Origin of the sequence: Paracraurococcus lichenis, from assembly GCF_030657435.1 — a bacterium.
In the GTDB taxonomy this organism is placed as follows: domain Bacteria; phylum Pseudomonadota; class Alphaproteobacteria; order Acetobacterales; family Acetobacteraceae; genus Paracraurococcus; species Paracraurococcus lichenis.
Genome location: NZ_JAUTWS010000052.1, coordinates 13,624 through 37,060 on the forward strand (window position 1 = coordinate 13,624; position 23,437 = coordinate 37,060).

The window sequence follows — 23,437 nt, forward strand, 5'->3', positions numbered from 1 at the left end:
CACCGGGTTCGGGCTGAGCGTCGGGCAGATCGCCTCTACTCCACCGTTATGTTGGCCGCCCGGATCACCTCAGCCCATTTCATGGTCTCCCCGGCAATGAGACCGTCGAGTTCCGCGGGCGTGCCCGGCATCGCCATCCCGCCGAGCTCGGCGAGCCGCGCTCGCAGACCAGGGTCCACAAGGCCCGCGTTGATCTCGACGTTGAGGCGATCGACGACGGCGGCGGGCGTGCCCCGTGGCGCGACAATGCCGTACCATGAACTCGCCTCGTAGCCTGACACGAAGTCGGCCAGGACAGGGACGTCCGGCAGCGCCTCCGAGCGCGCCGCGGTCGTCACCGCCAGCGGGCGCAGCCGGCCGGCGCGGATGTGCCCGATAGAGGAGGGCATGGCGTCGAACATCACCTGCACCCGCCCGCCCAGGAGGTCGGCTAGGGCGGGTCCCGATCCGCGGTACGGCACGTGCAGTAGGTCCACGCCGGCCATCATCTTGAACAGCTCGCCAGCGACGTGCTGCGGCGTCCCGTTTCCGGCGGAGGCCATCTCGATCTTTCCCGGATTGGCTTTGGCGTAGGCGACAAACTCGGAGGCCGTCGCGGTGGGCACCGACGGATGCACCTCCATGACCAGCGGCACACGGACGACGCCGGCGACCGGCGCAATGTCGCGGGCGAAGTCGAAACCGAGCCGGTCGCCGTAGAGCGTCGTGTTGATGGTGTTCACCGGGCCGCAGAGCAGGAGCGTGTGGCCGTCCGCCGGTGCCCTCACGACGGCCTCGGTGCCAATGTTGCCGCCCGCCCCCGGGCGGTTCTCGACGACGAAGGGTTGGCCGAGCCGCTCCGCAAGCCACTGACCCAGGAGGCGGGCCACGATGTCCATCGGCCCTCCCGGGGCGAAGCCGATCACCAGGCGTACCGGACGCGACGGGTAGGGCTGCGCCTGGGCGGCATGGGGCAGGAGCGGGAGGGCGGCGGCGCCCGCCACCCGGCACAGGAAATCCCGACGGAGACGGTTCATCGTGATGCTCCTCGCGGTCGGGGAGGCGCGGCGCACGGACCGATCCGGCCGCCGGCCTCGTGTCGGCGGGGCAAGCTAGCGCCGACGGGGCAGACGAGCCATCATGAGGTCGAGGCGATTCTCATATCTCCCGGATATGGCATGGAGCTCCGGCACCTCAGGTACTTCGTCGCAGTCGCCGAGGAGGGGCACATCACCCGTGCCGCCGAGCGGCTCGGCATGCAGCAGCCGCCGCTCAGCCAGCAGATCAAGGCGCTCGAGACCGAGCTCGGCGTGCAGCTGTTCCGCCGCAAGCCACGCGGGGTCGAGATGACCGAGGCCGGGCGCTGCCTGCTCGACGACGCCCGCGCCATCCTCGCCCGCGTCGGCCAGGCCACCGAGACGGCACGCCGCGCCGCGCGGGGCGAGCAGGGCCGCCTCTGCGTGGGCGTGCCCCCGACAGGCCCGTTCCACCCCTTCGTGCCCGGCGCGATCCGGGCGTTTCGGGAGGCTTTCCCGCTGGTGTCGGTGACGCTGGACGAGTGCCTCAGGACGGAGGCCATCGAGCGCCTGCAGGACGGACGGATGGACGTCGCCTTCCTGCGGGCGTCCATCCCTGCCCCGGAGGGCCTCGTCATCCATCCCCTCCTGGAAGAGCCGATGGCGGTGGCGCTGCCGTCCGCGCACAGCTTGGCCCTGAGCGGTCACGGGGCGCTCTCCATGAAGGAACTCGCCGGCGAGACCTTCATCGTGTACGCGCGCCAGCACGGGCCGGCGATCTACGAGGCCCTGCTGGCGGCCTGCCACCGGGCGGGCTTCAGCCCCCGTCTCGGCCAGGAGGCGCCCCGCGTCACCTCGGCCCTGGGCCTCGTCGCCGCGGGGTTCGGCGTGTCGCTCGTCCCCGCATCGATGCGGCGCATGGGCATGGAGGGTGTGGCGTACCTCCAGCTGAAGGGTGCGGCGCAGCCGACGGTTGCGCTGACGGTCGCGTCGCGCCGTGCCGATCCCTCGCCCGTGGTCAGGCACTTCTTGAGGCTGGTCAGGCAGCGGGCCAAGGACACCGACGCGACGTCGTAGGGACGGGCGAGACGCGCACCGAACCGGCCGCAGAACCCGCGAAGCGCGGCGGCCTGCACCACCTCGGTCCGGGCACGCCGGCGCTGCCGCAGGCCATTGCGCCATATTCTCTGCATATGGATTTCGCGCGCAGCATGCAATTGCTCGAATGGCGGCGCGAAACCTATTGTCCCCTGCGTGGCCGGGAAGGCCGCCACGGCAAGGACGGGGATCGGACATGAACACTTCAGATCGCGCGTTGCGGTCGGGCGGGTACCGCCCCGTGATCCGGTCGGCCCGCACCAGGCCCGCCTAGCGGCCCAGCCCCGGACAGATCCGCAAGACCTCCGCCGAGAACGCAGCCGCCGCGCGGTTGCGGGCGGGACAGCACGCGCGCAATCGAACAGGAGTTCACCTATGGTCGGCTCGTCCACCCTGGCCTCCGGCGTCGTGATCGGCTTGTCCATCGCCGCGCCCGTCGGGCCCATGGCCATCCTGTGCATCAACCGCACCCTGAACGCCGGCATCAAGGCCGGCATCAGCACGGGTGCGGGCGCGAGCACCGTCACCGTGGCCTATGCCAGCGCGGTCCTGCTCGGCCTGCAGCAGATCGGGCCGTTCCTGGCGATCCATCGCCCGCTCATGAGCACCATCTCGGCGGGGCTGATGCTGCTCTTCGCGTGGCGGACCCTGTCGCGCAGCCTCGGAACCGGCTCCCGATCGGATGCGGATTCCGTCATCCGGAATTACGGCTCCGCGGTTGCCTTCAACTGCCTGAACCCGATGCTGCTCGTGCTCCTGGTCGGTGCCGTCGGCGCCGTCATCGGTCCGGAGCCGCTACTTGGCCCGGCGGTCTCGACGGTGCTCCTCGGCGTGTTCGCTGGATCGGTCGGTTGGTGGATCGTGCTCAGCGCCGCGACGTCCGCCTTGCGGGGGCAGCTCAGTGCCAGCCTCCTGCGGGGCATCAACCGCGTGGCGGCCACGGGTATGGCCGGCTTCGCGGCACTGTCGCTGAGCCACGTTCTCGGGATTTGACGGCCGACGCCGGACCTCAGGCCAAACCCGCCTTCAGAGCCTCATAGAGCGCGGTCTTGCCAACCTTTAGGCGCGCCGCCGCCTCCCGCACCGTGAGGCCTCTGGTGATATGCTCGCGGGCGCGGCGCAGCTTCTCCTCGTTGACGACAGGCCGGCGGCCGCCGGTCTGCCCTCGCGCCGCGGCGGCGGCGAGACCTGCGCGTGTGCGTTCGCGGATCAGGTCGCGTTCGAACTGCCCGAGGGCGGCGAACAGGTGGAACACCAGCCGGCCGCCGGGCGTGGTGGTGTCGATCACCTCGGTAAGCGACCGGAACCCCACCCCGCGCCGCTCCAGCGCCGCCACGGTCTCGATCAGGTGCGGCAGGCTCCGGCCGAGGCGGTCGAGCTTCCAGGTGACCAGCACGTCGCCATCCCGCAGGTAATCGAGCGCGGCGCGCAGCCCGGGCCGGTCGGCGCGGGCGCCGGAGGCGCGGTCCTCGAATACCTTGGTGCAGCCTGCGGCGGCGAGGGCGTCGAGCTGCAGCGCCAGATCCTGGTCCGCCGTGCTCACCCGGGCGTAGCCGACCGCCGCCACGGCCGCCTCCTGTCCGCCTTGCCGTCCGGAATGGAGCATGTCCGCTTTCCCGTCCCTGTGCCAGGGCTGCCGGACAGTGTAGGGCTGGCCGGCTGGGGTTCGTTTGCCGGACAGCCGCCCGTAGCGTGCCGGCCCTTTGTGGGAGGCTCGGATGGCGAGGCGGCGATTGCTGGGTGATGCGTTCTGGGCCGGGGTGTTCGCGCTGCCGACCGAGGAACTGGAGGTGGTGCGGCACTGCACCCTCACCCCCGACGATCTCGCTCTCGTCGCGGCCAAGCGCAGCCCGCACAACCGGCTGGCCTACGCACTGCTGCTGCTTGTCCTGCGGCATCCCGGCCGCGCGCTGGAGGCGGGCGAGGCACCGCCCGCACCAATGGTCGCCTACGTCGCCCGACAGGTCGACGCCGACCCGGCGGCATTGGAGGTCTACCGCCTCCGTCCGCAGAGCCGGCGCGAGCATCTGGCCGAGTTGATGCGCCGCGGCGGCTTCCGGAACTTCGGCCGCACCGAGGCGCGCGTGATCGGCGGATGGCTGAACACGGTAGCCGGCTCGCGCCGCACACCGGCGGAACTCGCCACGACGCTGATCGAGGAGCTCCGTCGTCGGCGCATCCTAATGCCCACGCCCGGCGTGCTGGAGGGACTGATCCAGGAGGCCCGCGCCCGGGCCGAGCGGGTCGTGCACCGCGCCCTGACCGACGGGATCGATGCAGCGCGGCTTGCCGCGCTGGACGGGCTGCTGGTGGCCACACCCGACACCGGACCGTCACGCCTGGCCTGGCTGCGCGGCGCGTCCGTCTCGCCCGCGGCGGCCAACCTGCACGGCCTGGTCGAGCGCCTGCGCGCCGTGCGGGCGCTTGGCATCGAGCGGAGCCGGGAGGCCGCAGTGCCGCCGGTCGCCTTCGACGCCCTCGCCGGCGAGGGCCTGCGCATGACGGCGCAGCACCTGCGCGACCTGGCTCAGCCGCGGCGGGGCGCAACCCTCGCCGCCGCCGTCCTGCGGCTCGAGGCGGAGCTGACCGACGCCGCGCTGCTGATGTTCGACAAGCTCATGGGCACCCTGTCGCGCCGCGCCGAGCAGGGCACCACGGAGGGCGCCGCCGGCGCGCTACGGGACGCGCAGGTCCACCTCCGCCTGCTCGCCCGCGCCGGCCGGGCCGTGATCGCCGCCCGCGAGGGTGGGACGGACGCGGCGGAGGCCGTCGAGCAGGCGGTGGGCTGGGCGCCGTTCCTGCGCGCCGTGGCCGAGGTGGAGGACCTCGCCCGGCCAGAGGCGGTCGACATGCGCGCCGACCTGGTCGGCCGCTGGCCGGCGATCCGGCGCTTCGCCCCGGCGCTGCTGGAGGCGTTCGACTTCGAGGGCGCCGCCGGCACCGCAGGCCTGCGCAAGGCATTGGCGGTGATGCGCGAGATGGACGCCACCGACCGACGCACCCTGCCGGATGACGCGCCGACGGGATTCATCCGGCGTGCTTGGCGGCCCTTCGTGATCGGCACCGACGGCAAGCCGGACCGCCGGGCCTGGGAGGTCTGCGTCCTCTCCGAACTCCGCGACCGGCTCCGCGCCGGCGACGTATGGGTGCGTGGCAGCCGGCGCTACCGCAACTTCGAGGATCTCCTCCTGCCGCGTCCCACCTTCGCCGCGCTGCGCGCGGAGGGGCCGCTGCCGGTCGGCGTGGCGGAGGACATCGAGGCCCACCTCGCATCGAGACGAGAAGCCTTGGAAACGGCCATAGCCGAGGTCGCGGCGCTCGCCGGGGCCGGCCGGCTGCCCGACGCCACGCTCGACGAGGACGGGTTGCGCATCACGCCGATCCGAGCGGAGACGCCGCCCGAGGCCAGGCGGTTCGCGGCCGATGCCTACGCCCTCCTCCCGCGGATCCGCATCACCGACCTGCTGCTGGAGGTGGACGGCTGGACCAGCTTCTCCGAGTGCTTCACCCATGCGCGCAGCGGCCGGCCCGCACCCGACCGGGCCGCGCTCCTGACCGCGGTGCTGGCCGACGGCATCAACCTCGGCCTCACACGCATGGCGGAATCCTGCCGCGGCCCGACGCTCCGCCAGCTCGCCTGGACCCACGACTGGCACGTCCGCGAGGAGTGCTACGCGGCGGCTCTCGCCCGGCTGATCGAGGCGCACCGCGCCCTGCCGCTCGCCGCCGCCTGGGGTAACGGCACCACCTCCAGCTCGGACGGGCAGTTCTTCCGCGCCGGTGGCCGCGGCGAGGCGGTCGGCGACGTCAACGCCAGGCACGGCAACGAGCCCGGCGTCGCCTTCTACACCCACATCTCCGACCAGTTCGGGCCGTTCCACACGAAGGTCATCGCCGCGACTGCCTCCGAGGCGCCGCACGTGCTCGACGGCTTGCTGCGCCACGGCACTGGCCTGCGCTTCGCCGAGCACTACACCGACACCGGCGGCGCGACCGACCAGGTCTTCGGCCTCTTCGCGCTGCTCGGCATCCGCTTCGCGCCGCGCCTGCGCGACCTGAAGGACCGCCGGCTCTACGCCTTCCGCGGGATGGCGGTGCCGGAAGCCTTCTCCAGCATGATGGGCGGCACCATCGACACCGAGCACCTCCGGGCCCACTGGGACGAGGCGCTACGGCTCGCCGTCTCGGTCGGCTCCGGCCAAGTCGCCGCCTCCGACGTGCTGCGTCGTCTCGCCGCGTACCCGCGCCAGAACGGCCTCGCGGTGGCGCTGCGCGAGATCGGCCGCCTGGAGCGGACGCTGTTCACCCTCGACTGGCTCCGCAGCAGCGATCTCCGTCGGCGCGCCAACGCCGGATTGAACAAGGGGGAGGCCCGCAACGCGCTCACCCGCGCGGTCTTCTTCCACCGCCTCGGCGAGTTGCGCGACCGCTCCTTCGAGAACCAGGCCTACCGCGCCTCCGGGCTGAACCTGCTCGTCGCGGCCATCATCCTCTGGAACACCCGATACCTGCAGGCCGTCTTCGACGCGCTTCGTGCCCGCGGCCAGGTCGTCACGCCCGATCTGGTCCGCCACGTCGCCCCGCTCGGCTGGGAGCATATCGGCCTCACCGGCGACTACGTTTGGGCCGCCGAGGCCCAGCCCATCGCCGGAGCCCTCAGGCCACTGCGCGACAGGCCCTCGCTCCTGGCGGCGTAGATTCCGGATCCGTTTGCGCGAACCGGACACTCAGCGCACTTTCGTGTCCTGACCCCCAATGGGCTAATCCCGGTGCTGACCATCGCCGGCATCGTCTTCTCCACCATGCTCGGCGCCAATGTGCTCGTGGAGAAGGTCTTTTCCTGGCCCGGCGTCGCCTCCTACGCGCTGGATGCGCTGCTGGCCTCGGACTACGCGCCGGTGCAGGGCTTCGTGTTGCTCATGGCCTCGATCTTCGTGCTGGTGAACCTGACCGTGGACCTGCTCTATGGCCTGGCCGACCCCAGGGCGACGGTTGCATGAGCGCCACGGTGCGCCATGCCGGCTGGGTGCTGCGCGGCAACCCGGTCACGGCGCTCGCGGCAGCCGGCGCCACCCTCCTCGTCCTGCTGGCCGGTCTTGCGCCATGGATCATGCCCTACGACCCTATCGCGTCGAACGTGCCGCAGGCGCTGCAGTCGCCGGATTGGGACCATTGGGCGGGCACGGACCAGCTCGGGCGGGACATCTTCAGCCGGCTGCTGGCGGCGGCGCGGCTCGACCTCGCCATCGCCGCCTCGGCTGTCGGCCTGTCCTTCGCGGTCGGCGCCGTCATTGGCGCCTGGTGCGGCTATGCCGGCGGCCCGGTGGACCGGGCGGTCGGGCGCGTGGTGGACGTGCTGATGGCCTTCCCGCTCTTCGTGCTTGCGATGGCGATTGTGGCGGCGCTGGGCAATCGCGTGGAGAACATCATCCTCGCCACCGCCGTGATCAACCTGCCCTTCTACATCCGCTTCGCCCGCGCCGAGGTGAACATCCGCCGCGACCTGGGCTGGGTCGAGGCGGCGCGGGCCTGCGGCGACAGCCATCTCTCGGTCGTGCTGCGCTTCCTGTTGCCGAACGTGCTGCCGGCGATGGCGGTTCAGATCTCGCTCAACCTCGGCTGGGCCATCCTGAATGCGGCGGGGCTGTCCTTTATCGGCCTGGGCGTCACCGCGCCGACTCCGGAATGGGGGATCATGGTGGCGGAAGGCGCGCGTTTCATCACCACCGGCAAATGGTGGCTGGTGGCCATGCCCGGCCTCGCCCTGATGCTGACCGTGCTGTGCTTCAACCTGCTGGGCGATGGGCTGCGCGACCTGCTCGACCCGCGGATGCGGACATGAACGCCGTATTGGAGGCGGCGCGCGCCGCCGCGGCCCCGGCGTCCGCGCCGCCGCTGCTCGAGATCGAGGCCCTGCACGTCGCCTTCCCCACCCGCCAGGGCGTGGTGGAGGCGGTGCGCGGCGTCTCGCTCTCGCTCGCCGCCGGCGAGACGCTTGGCATCGTGGGCGAGAGCGGCTCGGGCAAGTCCGTCACCGCCTTCGCCGTCACGCGCCTGCTGGACCGCGCCGGGCGGATCACCCGGGGACACATCCGCTTCCGCGGCCAGGACATTACCGGCGCCAGGCAAGGCGAGCTGCGAAGCCTACGTGGCAGTGCCATGTCCATGGTCTTCCAGAACCCGCGCACGGCGCTGAACCCCATCCGCAGCGTCGGCCGGCAGATCGCCGACGCGCTGCGCGCCCATGCGGACCTGTCGGGCGGGGAGGCACGGGCGCGTGCGCTGGAGCTGCTGCGGGCCGTCCGCATCCGGGACCCGGAGCATCGCCTCGACGCCTATCCGCACGAGCTCTCGGGCGGCATGTGCCAGCGCGTGATGATCGCCATGGCCATCGCCTGCGAGCCGGCGCTGCTGATCGCGGACGAACCCACCACCGGGCTCGACGTCACCACCCAGAAGGCGGTGATGGACCTGCTTGCGGGACTGGTGGCGGAACGCGGGCTGGCCATGATCCTCATCACCCACGACCTCGGCCTGGCCGCGCAGCATTGCGGCCGCATCGCGGTGATGGAGGCGGGGCAGGTGGTGGAGCGCGGGCCGCCGGCGGCGCTGTTCGGCGCGCCGGCGCATCCCTACACGCGGCGCCTCGTCGCCGCCTCCCCCACCCGGCATTCCTGCATCGCCGACTTGGCGCCGCGGGAGGGCGCGCGACCCGTTCCCGCCCCGCCGCGGCCGAAGCCCGCCGGCCCGCTGCTGGAGGTGCGCGGCCTGGTGAAGCGCTACGGTCCGCGCGTCACCGCGGTGGACGGCGTGTCCTTCGGCATCGGGGCGGGGGAGAGCGTCGGCCTTGTCGGCGAATCCGGCTCGGGCAAGAGCACCATCGCCCGCCTGATCTGCCGGCTGGTGGATGCGAGCGCGGGGGAGATCCGCTTTGACGGCCAGGATGTCGGCGGCATCGCCTCCCGCGACTTCCACGGCTCGCCGCTGCGGCGGGACATCCAGATCGTCTTCCAGGACCCGCATGAGAGCCTGAACCCGCGCTTCACCGCCTTCGACTGCATCGCCCATCCGCTGCTCCGCCTGGGCGGCTTCGGCCGGACCGCGGCGCTGCGGGCGCGGGTCGAGGAATGCGCGGCCCGCGCCGAGCTGCCGGAGGCGCTGCTGTCCCGCTTCCCGCACCAGCTCTCGGGCGGGCAGAAGGCACGCGTCGGCATCGCCCGCGCCATCGCGTTGCGCCCGCGCCTGCTGGTGCTGGACGAGCCGACCGCGGCGCTCGATGTCTCGGTCCAGGCGGTGATCCTGCGGCTGCTCGACGACCTGCGGCGGGAGGAAGGGCTGGCCTTCCTGTTCGTCAGCCATGACCTCAACGTGGTTCGGATGATGTGCGAACGCACCATCGTCCTGCAGCGCGGCCGGGTGGTGGAGGAAGGTCCGAGCGAGGCGCTGTTCCGCGCCCCGCAAGCCGACTACACGCGGCTGCTGCTGGACGCCATCCCGCATTTCGCGCCAGGTCCGCACCCAGCCTGACGCCGTCCCTGCAGCCCGGCATGTCCCGGGGCAGGCTGGGCGCCGCGGCGCTATTCCGTCAGGCCGCGCGCAAGCGCTCGGCCCGCCGCCGCAGGATGTGGATCGCCATCATCAGCGCCGCCGTCAGCGCCACGGTCAGCGTCGAGACCGCCGCCAGGGTCGGGTCGATCGCAAATCGCACGTCGTCCCACATCCGCCGCGGCAGCGTCACGGCGCCCGATCCCGAGACGAAGAGCGTGACGATCAGCTCGTCGAAGGAGGTGATGAATGCGAACAGCGCCCCGACCAGGATGCCCGGCCGGATCAGCGGCAGCGTCACCTGCCGGAAGGTGCCGAAGGGCGTGGCGCCCAGGCTCGCCGCCGCCTGGGCCAGCCGCGGGTCCAGCCCGGCGAGGCTGGCGGAAACGCTGGTCACGACGAAGGGCACCGCGAGGCAGGTGTGCGCCAGCATGAGGCCGGCGGGCGAACCCACGAGACCGGCCCGCGCATAGGCGTAGTAGATTCCGATCGCCACCACGATGTGCGGCACGATAAGCGGCGACAGCACGAGGCCGGTGGCCAGCGCCCGCGGGGCGCGCGGCAGCCGCGCGAGGCCGAGCGCCGCGGGCGTGCCGAGCCCGACCGACAGCGCGACGGTCCCGGCCGCAACCCAAAGGCTGAGCCAGGTCGCCGCCAGCCAGTCGCGGTTGCCGAGATAGGCTTGGTACCAGCGCAGCCCGAAGCCCGGAGGCGGAAAGGTAAGGTAGGTCCCGGAGGAGAAGGAGACCACCGCCACCACCAGGATCGGCAGCGCGAGGTAGAGCAGGATCAGCCCGACCACCGCGGCGCCCGCCCAGCGCATCAGCGCCCGTCCACCCGGAACTCCGCCTTCACGCCGAACAGGCGCTGGAAGGCGGCGATGATCGCCAGCGCGGTCGCCAGCAGGACGGCCGACAGCGTCGCGGCCTCGGCCCAGTGCAGCTGGTCCACCCGCTGCGCGATCAGCATGGACAGCGTGATGTCGCGCGGTCCGCCCACCAGTGCCGGCGTGATGTAGAATCCGAGGGCGAGGACGAAGACCAGCAGCACGCCGGCGGCGACCCCGGGCATCGACAGTGGCAGGGTGACCTGCCGGAAGACGCCCCAGGGCGTGGCGCCGAGGCCGGCGGCGGCGCGCGGCAGCGCGGGGTCGATCCGCCTGAGCGAATTGGCGACCGGCAGGATCATGTAGGGCAGCAGGATGTGCACCATGGCGATCCCGGTGGCGAGCGGCGTGTTCAGGATGCGCATCGGGCGTTCGATCAGGCCGAGCGCCAGCATCGCTTCGTTCACCAGGCCGTGCCGTCCGAGCAGCACCATCCAGGCATAGGACCGCACCAGCACGCTGGTCCAGAAGGGCAGCAGGATGAACAGCAGGATCACCGGCGCCAGGCGATTGCCGCGCGCCAGGGCCAGCGAGACCGGATAGCCCAGGATCAAGGTCCAGAGCGTCACCGTCACGGTGGTCTGCAGGGTATTGCCGAAGACCTTCAGGAACACCGCGTCCTGCGGCAGCGCCGCGTAGTGCGCGAGCGTGAAAGCCGGGTCCAGCACGCTGCGCGAAAGCATCGCCAGCACTGGCAGCGCGTAGAGCGCCAGCATGGTCGCGACCAGCGGTGTCACCAGCAGCCAGGAACCCGCCCGGCGCCAGGCCGGCGCGCCACGCCTGGACGCCGCGAGGGCGGGCCGGACCCCGCCGGCCGCGACCGCCTCAGACAAGGATGCCGTCCTCGGCCAGCCAGACGATCTCGGCCGCCTCGCCCGGCGCATGCGACCGCGCGCCCGAGCCCGCAGGCTCCTTCAGGACCAGCCGGGTGCCATCCGACGCGGCCAGCAGGTAGCGGCGGCTCTCGCCCAGGAAGACCGCCTCGGTCACGGTGACCGCCAGCCGGTTCTCCGGGCCGCTGCCCGGCCCGGGGCTGCCGGCGAAGCGCAGCCGCTCCGGCCGCACCGCCAGCATCGCGGGGCCCACGGGCTGCGTGCTGCCGACGCGCAGCAGCGCGCCTGCCGCCTCGACCAGTCCCAGCCCGTCCTGCGCGCCGCGCGGCACGGCGGGCAGCAGGTTGGTCTCACCGATGAAGCCGGCGACGAAGCGGCTGGCCGGGCGGTCGTACAGCGCCTCCGGTGTGCCGAGCTGCGCCACCCTTCCCTCGTTCATGACCGCGATGCGGTCGGACATCGTCAGCGCCTCTGCCTGGTCATGGGTGACGTAGACGAAGGTGATGCCGAGCTCGCCGTGCAGCCGCCGCATCTCGATCTGCAGCGCCTCCCGCAGCTGCTTGTCGAGCGCGCCCAGCGGCTCGTCCATCAGCAGCAGCCGCGGCCGGAAAACGATAGCCCGCGCGAGCGCCACCCGCTGCTGCTGCCCGCCGGAGAGCTGGCGGGGATAGCGCGCGCCGTAGCCCGGCAGCCGGACCAGGTCCAGCGCCTCCCCCACCAGCCGCGCGCGCTCCGCCTTCGGCACGCCGCGCTGCTTTAGCGGGAAGCCGATATTCTCGGCGACCGTCAGGTGCGGGAACAGCGCGTAGTTCTGGAACACCATGCCGATGTTGCGGCGATGCGGCGGCAAGTCGACCACCGAGGCGCCGTCGATCGCGATGTCGCCGGCGTTCGGCGTCTCGAACCCGGCCAGCATCATCAGGGTGGTGGTCTTGCCAGACCCGCTGGGCCCGAGCAGCGTGAGAAACTCGCCGCCGCGGATGTCAATGGAGACGCCGGCGACGGCGCCGACCGGGCCGTAGCGCTTCTCCAGATCGCGCAGCGTGACGGCGGCGCCCCGCGCGCGCAGGCCGGGCGGGGCAAGGACGGCGCCGTCCATCCCGGTCAGCTCAGCAGCCAGCGGTTGAAGCGATCGATCACGACATCGCGGTTCTCCACCCACCACATGTAGTCGTAGGACAGCAGCTGGGCGCTGATCTCCGGCGCGCTCGGCAGCACGGCGAGCCGCTCCTTCGACAGGTATTCGGTCGAGCCGGCATTGACCGAGCCGTACGGGATCAGCATGGCCAGCCGTGCCATCGGAACCGCCATGGTGCTGTAGGCGACAAGCTTCATGGCCTGCGCCCTGTTCCGCGCGCCCTTCGGGATCGCCCAGGCATCGCGCTTCAGCAGGCCCTGGTTCCAGGCTACCGCCGCCGGCACGCCGGCCTGCTGCAACGCCGCCATCCGGCCATTCCAGACCGTGGCCATCGTGACCTCCCGGTCGGTCAGCAGCTGGACGGGCACCGCGCCGGTGTCCCACCACTTCACCACGTCGCGCTTGATCCGGTCGTAGCTGGCGAAGGCCTTGTCGATGTCGATCGGATAGACCTTGTCCGCCGGCACGCCAGCGGCCATCAGGGCGAATTCCAGCTCCGGCACGTTGCCGCCGGTGGCGCCGACCATCGCGCGGTCGCCGGGGAATTTCCGGGTGTTCCAGAAATCCGCCCAGCCGGACGGCACGGCGCCCTTGAACGCATCGGTGCGGTAGGCCAGCACCTGCGCCCAGACGAGCATCTCCAGCCCATGGGAGAAGCGGAACTCCGCGCCCACGCCGGAATCGATGATGTCGTAGTCGATAGGCTCGAAATAGTCGCCGCGCTTCTGCAGGTTCAGCACCGTGCCGCGGCTGAGCTGCGCCAGGTCCCACTCGACGTTGCCGGTCTCGACCATGGCTTTGACCTTGGTGCCGTCAGCACCGGGGAAATGGCGGACGCGGATCCCCGAGAGCTTCTCGAAGGGCTCGAAATAGGCGACGCGCTGCGCCTCCTGCATCGTGCCGCCATAGGTGGCGACCCGGACCTCCCCGCTGCCCTTCAGCCGGTCGGGGATGGTGGTCTGCTCGGGCAGCGTCCCTTGGGCCCGTGCCATGGCGGAGAGGACGAACGGCGCGGCAAGCGTCAGGCCGAGCGCGGCGCGGCGCGGCAGGGCGGGGCGGTCGGTCATGGCGATCCTCCGATGGGTGTCAGAAGGCCAGCAGGTTGTCGCGGAACTGCGCATGCTCGTAGGTGGCGCGGACCAAGCCACGATCCTGCAGCGTGGGCACTAGGCCGTCCTCGATCTCGGCCAGCGTCCGGCGGTTCACGTTCGGCATGGAGAAGAGATAGCCGTCGCCACCGACCTCCTCGATTACTTCGCCCATCCGGGCGGCGACGGCGTCGCAGGTGCCGACCAGCTCCACCGACAGGGCGGCAGCGTTGTAGTCGGCCATCGTCTCGCGGATGCTGCGCCCGGCGGCGAGCCGGCGGAACTGCTCCAGGTTCTGCTGGTGGCCGTTGGTGGTGACGTCGTCCGGCAGCGGCTTGTCGAAGTCCAAGCGGCCGAAATCGATGTTGGTCACCTTGCCGAAATGCGCCAGCCGCTGGACCAGCGTCGACTCGGCCCGCGCCTGGCGCGCGGCCTTCCGCGCCTGCGCCTCCTCCGTCGTTTCGCCGACGATGGGGTTGACCAGGAACAGCACCTTGCAGTGGTCCGGGTTCCGCCCGCACGCGGCCATCATGCCGCGGATGTCGTCGCGGTAGGCGCGCATCGCCTCGATGCCCTTGGCGTTGACCACGATGGTGTCGGCATGGGCGGCGGCGAAGCGGCGGCCGCGCGGGGATCCGCCGGCCTGGGCGATCACCGGCTGGCCCTGCGGCGCCGGACCCGAGTTCAGCGGCCCGCGGGTCTTGAAGAACCGGCCCTCGTGGTTCACCCGGTGCACCTTCGTGTGGTCCACCAGCACGCCGCCCTGGCGGTCGGCAACGATGGCGCCCGGCTCCCACGAGGACCAGAGGCGCTTGACCACCTCCAGGTACTCGTCGGCCATGTCGTAGCGCAGGTCGTGCTCCGGCATGCCGTTCAGGCCGAAATTCATGGCGGCGAAATCGGAGCTGCCGGTGACGGCGTTCCAGCCGATGCGGCCGGCCGAGACCTGGTCCAGCGTCGCCACCAGCCGCGCCAGGAGATAGGGCGGATAGGCGAAGGTGCCGAAGGTCGGCACGATGCCGATGCGGCTGGTCACCTGCGTCATCAGCGCCGCGACCACGGACGGGTCCTGCCGCGGCACCGACAACCCATGCTTCAGGTAGACCTCGTTCGAGCCATTGAAGCTCTCCCCGACATAGGAGCTGTCCTCGAGCAGGATGTAGTCGAAGCAGGCGCGCTCCAGCGCGCGGGCCAGGTCGAGAAACAGCTCCGGCCGCGCCCAGGTCGTGCCGATATGGCCGGTCCAGGGCTCGCCCCAGGCCTGGACCGAGGAGCCCTGCAGGAACCAGGCGAGGTGGAAGGGCTTCGGCATGCGCAGGCTCCCGATGCACGCGGCCGCCAGATCGGCTCGGCCAGGCCGGATGGGATGGTTCTTGCCGATCGCTGCCGGGTCAAGCGTAGCAACCGCTGTGCCATTCCCCCGGGAAGGCGCTGGGCGAGGCCATGACAGCCACCGTACAGCAGAGCCCGCCGCTTGAAGGCACCCGGTCCGGGATAGGCCGCCGGGAACCCGGCGGTTGAGCCGGTGTCGCCGGCCACGGGCTGGTGCGGCGGATGATCAGTTTCCGCGCTGTTCGCGGGAAGGCTGTCCAACCTCCGGGCATTCGGGCGCGGCGGTCCTCGCGATGCGGCTGGGCGGGGTGCCGGCCGGGCCGGCGCCGGCCCCCGCAGCGCGCCCCGTGCCAGACCGTCCGGCATCCGACGCCGCATGCCGCACGGAATCCCGCACTGCCGGGCAACGGCGTCCTGCTCGGCATAGGACTTGCAGTACGCTTGCCCGGCAGCCCTGGCCGAAGGCCGGGCCGCGGAGGAATGCATGCGCACCCGCATCTCCGTCGATTCCGGCGGGCATGTTGGTGCAGGGATCGTCGGATCGAGCGGCGTCGGGTAGGCTCGGGTGGGGGCGAGCCCTCGTTCGAGGGAGGGCCACCATGCCGTTCAAGGGCAACGCCGACCGGCGACACCATATTCCAGCTCAGCAGCACCGGGTAAAGAACTGGGCCGATTACGACGCCGGCCTGCGCGCTCGCGGCAGCCTCACCGTCTGGTTCACGGCTGAGGCCATCGAGGCCTGGCACGCGGCGCCGCGCACCACTCCAGGCGGGCAGCCCTGCTATTCCGATCTGGCCATCACCACCGCCCGTACGCGTCGTGTCCGCCCCACCTAGCGAAACCCCTGGGCATTAGGGCCGTGTCGTCGGTCTCTGGCTGAGGGAGGCGGGCATGGAGGTGGAGGCGGAGGCCAGGAGTACTCAAACGACTGCACGTACGAGTACTCGCAGCGAGGTGGTGGAGGTGGTGACCCGCGGCGAGCGGCGCCGGATCTGGTCGGACGAGCAGAAACGCCTGATCGTGCTGGAGGCGATGCAGCCCGGGGCGCTGGTGACCGAAGTGGCGCGGCGGTGGGGCGTCGGCACGGGTCTGATCTACACCTGGCGCAGGCAGATGCGGCAGGGCGAGCTCGGCGCCATGCCGGTGCCGGCGCCCGCCTTCGCACAGGTGACCATAGCGTCTCCTCCGGCGATGGCAGAACCGGAGCCGGCTGCGCCGGTACCGGAGGTGCCGGCCGAGGCCGACGGCAGCGATGCAGGACTGATCGAGGTTGCCCTGCCCTGCGGCGCGACGGTGCGGGTCGGGCGGGATGTGGACGAGGCAGCGCTGCGGCGCGTGCTGTCGGCGGTGCGGGCGCGATGATCGGGCCACCTCCCGGCACGCGGGTCTACCTGGCCTGCGGCGTGACCGACATGCGGAGCGGGATGGACCGGCTGTCCACGCTGGTGCAGCAGTCGCTCGGCGCCAATCCGTTCGACGGCGCGGTCTACCTCTTCCGGGGCCGCAGGGGTCGGCTTCTCAAGGCGCTCTGGCATGACGGGATCGCGCTGAGCCTGCTGGTGCGGCGGCTCGAGCACGGGCATTTCCCCTGGCCCATGACCTCGACCGGCTCCGTCACGCTGTCGCCCGCGCAGGCCTCTTTGCTGCTGGAGGGCCTGGAGTGGCGGACCGTACAGCGGGAGTGGCGACCTACGGCAGCGTGATGCCGCGGCGTGCTGCTTTCGCTTGGTCCGACGCGGGCAGGTCGGCAACGATTCCGTCGTGCCCGAGAATCATGCCAAAAGCACCGGTGGTGATGCCGGCGGCGACGTCGCCGAGCTGCGGGCCGCGCTCGCCGCGGCCGAGGCGCGCATCGCGGCGCTGGAGCAGATCATCCACGATCTGCGCCGAGCTCGCTTCGGCCAGAGCGCCGAGCGCGTCGACCCCGGCCAACTGGCCCTGGCGCTCAGCGGGGCGCCGCCGCCGCCACCGGCGAGCAACGACAATCAGCCGCCACGTGACCACAAGCCGCGCTCCGAGCGCCGTCGCAACCGCGGCCGGCTGCCGACACATCTCGAACGGATCGAGCAGGTGCTGGACCTTGCCGACCGCCGCTGCCCGTGCTGCCGCGAGGAGATGCGGCGGATAGGCGAGGACCGGGGAGAACGGCTCGATGTCGTGCCTGCCCAGCTCCGGGTGTTGGTGACCATCCGGCCCCGCTATGCCTGCCGGCGGTGCGAGGACGGGGTACACCAGCAGCCGGCGCCGGCGCGCGTCGTCACTGGCGGCCTGCCCACCGAGGCGCTGCTGGCACAGGTGCTGGTGGCCAAGTACGGCGACGGCATCCCGCTCCACCGACAATGCCAGATCCTGGCCCGGTAGGGCATCCAGCTCGACCGTGCCACGCTGTGCGACTGGGCCGGCCAGGCCTGCTGGTGGCTGCGGCCGCTGCGCGACCTCGTCCTCGCCCACGTGGTCGGGCATGCCCGGGTGTTCGCCGACGACACGCCGCTGCCCACCCTGGAGCGAGGCCTCGGCCGTACGCGCGAGGGCCGGCTCTGGTGCTACGCGGCCGACGACCGCGCCTCGCTCGGACGGGGCCCGCCGGCGGTGGCCTATGTCTATGCCCGCGACCGCAAGGCGGCCCGGCCGGCCGCCCACCTCGCCGGGTTCCGCGGCACCCTGCAGGTGGACGGCTATCGCGGCTTCCGCACGCTCACCGCCCGGCGCCGGGACGGCGCGGTCACGCTCGCCTTCTGCTGGGCGCACCTGCGCCGGCGCTTTCACAAGATCCACGCCCATAACGGCTCGCCGATCGCGGCCGAGGCCCTGCTGCGCATCGGCGCGCTGTACGGCATCGAGCGCGAGATCCGCCGCCAGCCGCCCGAGGTGCGGCGGGCAGAGCGCCAGGCCCGCAGTGCGCCGTTGGTCCAGGCCCTGCGCCCCTGGCTGGAGGCGCAGCTGGACCAGGTCAGCCAGGGTTCGGCCCTGGCCGGCGCCATCCGCTATGGCCTGCGTCACTGGGAGGGGCTCTGCCGCTACCTCGAGGACGGCCAACTGGAGATGGATTCGAACACGGTCGAGCGGGAGATCCGGCCGGTGGCCAAGACGCGTCGCGCGGCACTCTTCGCCGGCAGCGAGGGCGGGGGCGACAACTGGGCGATCGCCACCACCCTGGTCCGCACTGCCATCCTGAACAGCGTCAACCCGCAGGCCTGGCTCACCAGCGTGCTGGAGCGCATGGTCCGCGGCGAGGTCAGCAGCAAGGCGCTGCACACCCTGCTGCCCTGGTCCTGGCGCGAGGCCCAGGGCGCGCAGGGCGCGCAGGCGGCGTAGCACTACACGCCGGGCAGCGAGGCCTGCACCTCCTCCACCTCGCTTGTGTCGGCGTGGATCGCGTCGTGGATGATGCGCGTCGTCACGCTCTGCAGGTGGGCGCTCAGCGCACGGTCGAGCTCGAGGAACTCCGGCCAGAGCACGGTATCGTTGAACCCGCGCGGAACACGCACCATCACCGTCGTGCGTTTCTGTCGCGGATACCGGTACGGTCGCAGGCCATAGCGGCGACACAGCGCCACGAAGAGCTGGCGTGACCAGCCATCCGGCATGGAGAATTGGAGCTCGACCGGCGGGTCCCGCCGTACCTGCTCCGCCAGCCGCGCCTTGACCCGCTCCAGTGCCGCGCCGGCCGCGTCGCGCTCGCCCCGCGTGCCGGCGCCTGCCATCAGCGCCTCGATCTTGCGCAACCGCTCCTGCAGTCCGTCCACATCTGCCATGCCGGATCCATCCCCACCCAACCGGCAGCAGCCTACCGCGGCGTCGCCGGCCCAGGCAGCAACCTGTCAACACCCCCGTGGGGTGGGATCGCCGCGACGCGTACATCTCGAGCGTGGGCTGGGAGCAATGCGACCAGACCGCCGACCCATGCAACATCTGTGGACGCCCCCTTCTGGGCAAGGGAAAACTGCAGGAGTGCGGTGACGCGTAGTCGGATGCTGCCATCTGTCCGGCCTCTCTCGCGGCCATGGACCGCCGGCCTGCATGGGAGTTCGCGGATCAGGTCCAGATCAAGATGGCGTACTCGAGGTACGGTGTTGCACACTGGTTGTCCCGATCCCGTCTCGCCGACTGTTGCGCCATGTCCTCCGTTCGCTCGCCCTACGCCTCTATGGCCGTGGCGGGCCTACGCCGCCACGGCCGGAGCCTTGTACGTCCCGCCCTTCACCAGCAGGGCCCAGACGATGCGGGCCGTCTTGTTGGCCAGCGCGGTGGTGACCAGCATGCGCGGCTTGCGCGCGAGCATCTGGGCCAGCCAGGAGCCCGGCGCTGCCCCGCGGTGAACGGCCCAGCGCACCACCGCGCTGGCGCCCAGGATGAGCAGGCGTCGGATGGTCCGCTCGCCCATCTTCGAGATGGCCCCGAGCTTTCGCTTGCCGCCGGTTGATCTCTGCAGCGGGGTCAGCCCAAGCCAGGCCGCGAAGTCCCGCCCGGCCCGGAAGCCCTCCGGTGCTGGCACCAGAGCGACGATCGCGGTCGCCGCGATCGGGCCGATACCCGGGATCGTCATGAGCCGCCGTGCGACGGGGTCGTCCTTCGCGCGCCGGCCAATCTCAGCATCGAGGTCGTCGATCTGCTTCCCGAGCGCCTCGATGCTGTCGATCAGCACCTGCAGGATGCCTCGTGCAGCCTTCGGCACTGACGATGTCTCGTCCTTGACCAGAGCAACCAGCTGGTCAACGTGATCGGTCCCCTTCGGCACGACATGACCATACTCGGTCAGGTGCCCGCGCAGCGCGTTGATGCACTGCGTCCGCTGCCGCACCAGCAAGTCGCGGGTCCGGAACACCAGAGCGTTCGCTTGCTGCGTCTCGGTCTTCACCGGCACGAAGCGCATGCCCGGTCGCTGCGCCGCTTCGCAGATCGCCTCGGCATCCGCCGCGTCGTTCTTCTGCCGCTTGACAAAGGGCTTGACGTAGGCCGGCGGGATCAGTCGCACCGTATGGCCCAGCTTGCCGATCTCCCGTGCCCAGTAGTGCGCGCCGCCACAGGCCTCCAGCGCCACGATACACGGTGCCTGCCGCGCGAAAAACTCGAGCACCTTGGCTCGCACCAGGCGCTTGCGGAACACCACGTGACCGGCCGCATCGGCGCCGTGCGCCTGGAAGACGTTCTTCGCAATGTCGAGCCCGATCGTGCTAGCCTCTCCCATGGACGCCTCCCCTGGTGGTTGCTCAACACCTCCACCTTGGTACATCGATGCCGTCGGGGGGCGTCCACACCATCACGATGCCGCCAGGGCAGTCTCGGCCGCATAGGTGGTGGCCGAATGCTGGCCGAGGTGCCGGACGAGACTGTCCACCGCGCCTGAACAGCCAAAGCGTGGTACTCGAGCGGCCGCAGGACCGAGCAGCAGGCCATCTGCAGCACGCGAACGGCATCTACCCGCAGTACTGAACCGCTTCAAACGGCAGCTCACGGCCATTCAGCAACGGGCTCTTGGGCGCGAACTGCAACAGACAGTATCTGCAAGGTAATTTCTGACCCTGCCCGCTCGGGTTCGTGTATGGAGGACTTACACGAACGTGTGATGACACCGTTCCACATCCACGCCGGCGTGCGGGAGTATCCTGGCCATGCATTTCAGCGGCAGTTCCGCTCACCACACGCTTCGAAACTTCTTCGATGCGACAGCAGAGGCACGCCATGCCGCTTGGCCGCTCAGGCTGCTTGGAACACTGATTATCGCCTCCTGTGGTGCGGCCCTGCGCTACCAAGTTTTCGGCTTCGGCCCGGGCACGCCCTTCGCCCCGTTCCTCCCCTTCGTGGTGCTCTGCGCGATCCTGTTCGGGTGGGATGCGGGAATCCTTGCAGGCCTGATCAGTCTCGCCGCGACGCTGTGCTTCTTCATCCCTCATTCGCCCGCGCCGCCGCTCCAGGCCATTGTCGCCAGTTCCGCCGTGGACTTCGGCGTTGTGTTGTCCTTGGTGTTCATCGTGGAAGCTCTGCATGACGCCTATCAGGAAGCCTCACGTGCCCGGATTGATGCCGAGGCGGCGCGCGCCGCGGCCGAAGCGGGCGAGCGCGAGAGGGAGCTTCTGTTGGTGGAACTCGAACACCGCATGAAAAATGACTTGCAGCGGCTCTCAAGCCTTCTGGCGTTGCAAGCCCGGTCCGCACAGCCGGAAGCGGCGGCCGCACTGCAGAGTGCGAAGGAGCGGGTGGAGACAGTCGCGCGCACCCACGACAGGCTGGCTCGGTCGGACCGAGCGATGGTAGTCGACAGCCAGACTTTCCTGTCTGATTTTGCTGACGACCTGAGGCGCGGGCTGCAAGGGCTGCAGCCAGTCACCCTCGACGTGGAAGTCGAGGCCTGGCCCTTGACCCTCGACCGGGCTGGCCTGGTCGGGCTTATAGTGAACGAGTTGGCAACGAATGCGCTGAAGCACGCCTTTCCCGGCGATCGCCAGGGCACGATTACGATCCGCTTCTACCGCGAGGAGCAGGACTTCGTATTGATGATCTCGGATGACGGCGTCGGCCTGACGCGGCCTTCGGCAAGCCGGCCCGGCGGGCTTGGTCGTCGCCTCATTGATGGGCTTAGCAAGCAGCTCGGCGGCCGCTGCACGACATGGTCCGGCCCCGGCGCGGGCACCGTCACCAGTCTGCGTTTTCCAGGGGCCGATTTGGCCCCAGCGAACGATCCCTCGTCGCGCTGAATGCCCCGTATCCCTCGGCAGATTGCATGAACGGCGCTGGACGCCACGGCAGGCCCGCACTCGGTATGCACCACGCAGTCGCTGCCGCTATACCTATGCGCTTTGTAATTCGACTTTATGGCGCAGAGATCCTTGGCCTGCTGATGCAGGGTGGGCTGGTTGTCCTTGACCTGTATGATCAGGTCGGCTCCGGCCTTTGCGGCAAGGTCGAAGGTTTCCTCTGGCAGTGCAGGGCGTCGAGCGTGACCAAGTGGCCAGCTGGGGGACCGCCGCAGACTTGGGGGTCACGCTGCGGCGGCAACCGGGAGTGCGTCATTGGCGGGGTAGAAGCGCTGCCCGAAGCCGGTGCCGAGCGTGCCGTTGTAGACGGCGCAGCGAACCTGCAGCAGCCGATCGGCGCCGCGCCGAGACCAGCGCATCTGCTGCGACTTGGCCATCCGGCGGTTCACCAGGAAGTTGGCCGTGCCCTCGGTCAGCGCCGTGCCGACCCGCAGCCCCGCCCGATGCCGCGCGCCGTAGTTGACCAGCCGATCGCTCTGCCCGACGAGGTAGCGGTCCAGTGCCTGCAGCGCGGTCCAGAGCTTGCGCGAGGGTGCGAGGGCCTTGCGGCCGCCAGGCTCGCCCCGAAAGTGGTGCATGACAGCACGAATGCGATTGAGGCTGAGCTTCGCGTCCTTGGCCTTGCCGTGCCACAGCCGCCAGCGCAGGCGCTCGACTTCCTCGACGATCACCGCCTTGGCCACCGCGCGCTCCGGATCGTCGGACGCCAGAGCTCCGGCGATCTGGGTCAGGTGCTGCAGCCGCATGGCGACATGGAACCAGTCGAGGATCGGACGCTCGGCGACGCCAGCGTCGAGCAGAATGCGCCGTAGACCGGGACAGCCGTCGGTGAACGCCGTCAGCACCGTACCCTTGGTGCGCCCCACCGCATCGAGACCGCGGCGGATCAGCGCCGCAGGGTCGGTGTCAGTCTTGGCGACAGCGCCGAAGACCTGTCGCCCGCCGGTTGTGGTCTCGACATTGCCGATGCGAACCTCCAGGTGCCGCTCACCTTCTTCACAGCTCCGGATGAAGGTCGAATCCAAGGTCACTACGATCGCTGCGGCAGGCGTGGCTGGTTTGGCTGTCGCCGGCATAGGCAGGCGCTCAGCCACCTTGAAGGTGTGACGGCGTAGGGTCTCGGGATCTGCGCCGGCGTCCACCGGCAGCATCTGCGCCAGCACCTCGGCCGCGGCCCGGTACGGCATCAGCGCCGAGAGCTGCGCCCGCAGCCGATCCAGCTCTGGGGTCGAGCGGATGTGCCGCGGCCATGCCAGGCCGGTCTCGGTGATACCGCAGCTGGCGCAGCAAAGACGGGGCAGCCGGACCGTGACCTGGCCGAACAGTGTGGCCATCGCGTGCTGGCGGTAGTCCTTGACGCGGCACACATCACCACAGCCGCGGCATGCCGGACGGCGCAGGGCATGGACCCGGGCTTGAGAGGCGACGATATCCTGCTGCACACCAGCCAGGAGCTGCTTGCCCTCGGCCAGAGTCAGACCCAGGCTGGCCAGATCGGTGAGATCGCCGGGTCTGGCGATCTGCATGACCTCGGTGCTGTGCTCTTCGCCCGCGGCTCCGACGCTCACCAGCTTCACGATCCAGACCACGGTGCCTCTACCTCAACGGGAACAGGCCCGACAATACCCCTCCAGCTGGCACCCCCAAAGTCGCGGCAGTCCCCTATCACTTCATACCGGACGACCATCTGCGTCCTTTCGAGGAGTCCGGCGTCTACGATCCCTCGTTGCGTGAGTTCCCGGAAACGCGTCCTGCTGCCACGCGGGT

Annotated in this window: 19 protein-coding genes and 2 pseudogenes; 11 read left to right on the plus strand and 10 right to left on the minus strand. The window is 70.7% G+C overall.

What is annotated here, in order from left to right:
• Window positions 1–35: 35 nt before the first annotated feature.
• Complete coding sequence (locus Q7A36_RS29925; protein ID WP_305107451.1) at window positions 36–1,016, minus strand: Bug family tripartite tricarboxylate transporter substrate binding protein; 981 nt, start codon at window positions 1,014–1,016, stop codon at window positions 36–38.
• Window positions 1,017–1,157: 141 nt separating this feature from the next.
• Here Q7A36_RS29925 and Q7A36_RS29930 point away from each other — a divergent pair, with 141 nt between their 5' ends.
• Together Q7A36_RS29930 and Q7A36_RS29935 are read left to right on the plus strand one after the other, a co-directional pair.
• On the plus strand, window positions 1,158–2,072 hold the full coding sequence (locus Q7A36_RS29930; RefSeq protein WP_305107452.1) for a LysR family transcriptional regulator: 915 nt from the start codon (window positions 1,158–1,160) through the stop codon (window positions 2,070–2,072).
• A gap of 396 nt (window positions 2,073–2,468) precedes the next feature.
• Window positions 2,469–3,086, plus strand: coding sequence for a LysE family translocator (locus tag Q7A36_RS29935; RefSeq protein WP_305107453.1), 618 nt, complete (start codon window positions 2,469–2,471; stop codon window positions 3,084–3,086).
• 16 nt (window positions 3,087–3,102) lie between these two features.
• On the opposite strand, the gene Q7A36_RS29940 is transcribed toward Q7A36_RS29935, so the two are convergent.
• Window positions 3,103–3,699: a recombinase family protein gene (locus tag Q7A36_RS29940; protein WP_456306829.1), complete on the minus strand. Its 597-nt coding sequence runs from the start codon at window positions 3,697–3,699 to the stop codon at window positions 3,103–3,105.
• A gap of 112 nt (window positions 3,700–3,811) precedes the next feature.
• Here Q7A36_RS29940 and Q7A36_RS29945 point away from each other — a divergent pair, with 112 nt between their 5' ends.
• From Q7A36_RS29945 to Q7A36_RS29960, 4 genes are all read left to right on the plus strand, one after another.
• Window positions 3,812–6,790, plus strand: coding sequence for a Tn3 family transposase (locus Q7A36_RS29945; protein WP_305107454.1), 2,979 nt, complete (start codon window positions 3,812–3,814; stop codon window positions 6,788–6,790).
• Window positions 6,791–6,862: 72 nt separating this feature from the next.
• Window positions 6,863–7,093, plus strand: coding sequence for an ABC transporter permease subunit (locus Q7A36_RS29950; RefSeq protein ID WP_370655724.1), 231 nt, complete (start codon window positions 6,863–6,865; stop codon window positions 7,091–7,093).
• Entirely contained in the window at window positions 7,090–7,935 is an 846-nt protein-coding gene (locus Q7A36_RS29955) for an ABC transporter permease (protein WP_305107455.1), read from the plus strand. Before Q7A36_RS29950 ends, Q7A36_RS29955 begins: the two co-directional genes overlap by 4 nt.
• The gene (locus Q7A36_RS29960; protein ID WP_305107456.1) at window positions 7,932–9,620 is read left to right on the plus strand and encodes a dipeptide ABC transporter ATP-binding protein; all 1,689 of its coding nucleotides are present in this window, start codon (window positions 7,932–7,934) and stop codon (window positions 9,618–9,620) included. The genes Q7A36_RS29955 and Q7A36_RS29960 overlap by 4 nt, the downstream gene beginning before the upstream one ends.
• Before the next feature lie 58 nt (window positions 9,621–9,678).
• Here Q7A36_RS29960 and Q7A36_RS29965 read toward each other — a convergent pair whose 3' ends face one another.
• Genes Q7A36_RS29965 through Q7A36_RS29985 form a run of 5 tightly spaced genes read right to left on the minus strand, consistent with a single transcriptional unit; the run spans window position 9,679 to window position 14,895 of the window.
• Entirely contained in the window at window positions 9,679–10,461 is a 783-nt protein-coding gene (locus tag Q7A36_RS29965; RefSeq protein ID WP_305107457.1) for an ABC transporter permease, read from the minus strand.
• On the minus strand, window positions 10,461–11,357 hold the full coding sequence (locus tag Q7A36_RS29970; RefSeq protein WP_305107458.1) for an ABC transporter permease: 897 nt from the start codon (window positions 11,355–11,357) through the stop codon (window positions 10,461–10,463). The genes Q7A36_RS29965 and Q7A36_RS29970 overlap by 1 nt, the downstream gene beginning before the upstream one ends.
• The gene (locus Q7A36_RS29975) at window positions 11,350–12,456 is read right to left on the minus strand and encodes an ABC transporter ATP-binding protein (protein WP_305107459.1); all 1,107 of its coding nucleotides are present in this window, start codon (window positions 12,454–12,456) and stop codon (window positions 11,350–11,352) included. Before Q7A36_RS29975 ends, Q7A36_RS29970 begins: the two co-directional genes overlap by 8 nt.
• Before the next feature lie 5 nt (window positions 12,457–12,461).
• Window positions 12,462–13,562, minus strand: coding sequence for an ABC transporter substrate-binding protein (locus tag Q7A36_RS29980; protein ID WP_305107460.1), 1,101 nt, complete (start codon window positions 13,560–13,562; stop codon window positions 12,462–12,464).
• Between the two features lie 19 nt (window positions 13,563–13,581).
• Window positions 13,582–14,895, minus strand: coding sequence for an NtaA/DmoA family FMN-dependent monooxygenase (locus Q7A36_RS29985; protein ID WP_305107461.1), 1,314 nt, complete (start codon window positions 14,893–14,895; stop codon window positions 13,582–13,584).
• A gap of 619 nt (window positions 14,896–15,514) precedes the next feature.
• On the opposite strand from Q7A36_RS29985, the pseudogene Q7A36_RS29990 reads away from it, so the two are divergent.
• The 4 genes and pseudogenes from Q7A36_RS29990 to tnpC form a co-directional block, all read left to right on the plus strand.
• Window positions 15,515–15,730 (plus strand): annotated as a pseudogene (locus tag Q7A36_RS29990) (IS5/IS1182 family transposase); the annotation flags it as partial.
• Window positions 15,731–15,806: 76 nt separating this feature from the next.
• Window positions 15,807–16,277, plus strand: a complete 471-nt coding sequence (tnpA, locus tag Q7A36_RS29995; protein ID WP_305107462.1) for an IS66-like element accessory protein TnpA — start codon at window positions 15,807–15,809, stop codon at window positions 16,275–16,277.
• Window positions 16,274–16,618: an IS66 family insertion sequence element accessory protein TnpB gene (gene tnpB, locus Q7A36_RS30000; RefSeq protein WP_305107463.1), complete on the plus strand. Its 345-nt coding sequence runs from the start codon at window positions 16,274–16,276 to the stop codon at window positions 16,616–16,618. The genes tnpA and tnpB overlap by 4 nt, the downstream gene beginning before the upstream one ends.
• 58 nt (window positions 16,619–16,676) lie before the next feature.
• Window positions 16,677–18,230, plus strand: a pseudogene (gene tnpC / locus Q7A36_RS30005) (IS66 family transposase).
• 2 nt (window positions 18,231–18,232) lie between these two features.
• Here tnpC and Q7A36_RS30010 read toward each other — a convergent pair.
• Window positions 18,233–18,670: a hypothetical protein gene (locus Q7A36_RS30010; protein ID WP_305107464.1), complete on the minus strand. Its 438-nt coding sequence runs from the start codon at window positions 18,668–18,670 to the stop codon at window positions 18,233–18,235.
• Between the two features lie 407 nt (window positions 18,671–19,077).
• Window positions 19,078–20,103 carry an IS110 family RNA-guided transposase gene (locus Q7A36_RS30015; RefSeq protein WP_305107465.1) on the minus strand — a complete coding sequence of 342 codons (1,026 nt, stop codon included), beginning with the start codon at window positions 20,101–20,103 and terminating at the stop codon, window positions 19,078–19,080.
• A gap of 424 nt (window positions 20,104–20,527) precedes the next feature.
• Between Q7A36_RS30015 and Q7A36_RS30020 the strand changes: the two genes are divergently transcribed.
• On the plus strand, window positions 20,528–21,610 hold the full coding sequence (locus Q7A36_RS30020; protein ID WP_305107466.1) for a histidine kinase dimerization/phosphoacceptor domain -containing protein: 1,083 nt from the start codon (window positions 20,528–20,530) through the stop codon (window positions 21,608–21,610).
• Between the two features lie 284 nt (window positions 21,611–21,894).
• Here the strand turns inward: Q7A36_RS30020 and Q7A36_RS30025 are convergent, their stop codons facing one another.
• Complete coding sequence (locus Q7A36_RS30025; protein ID WP_305107467.1) at window positions 21,895–23,259, minus strand: ISKra4 family transposase; 1,365 nt, start codon at window positions 23,257–23,259, stop codon at window positions 21,895–21,897.
• Between the last annotated feature and the right edge of the window lie 178 nt (window positions 23,260–23,437).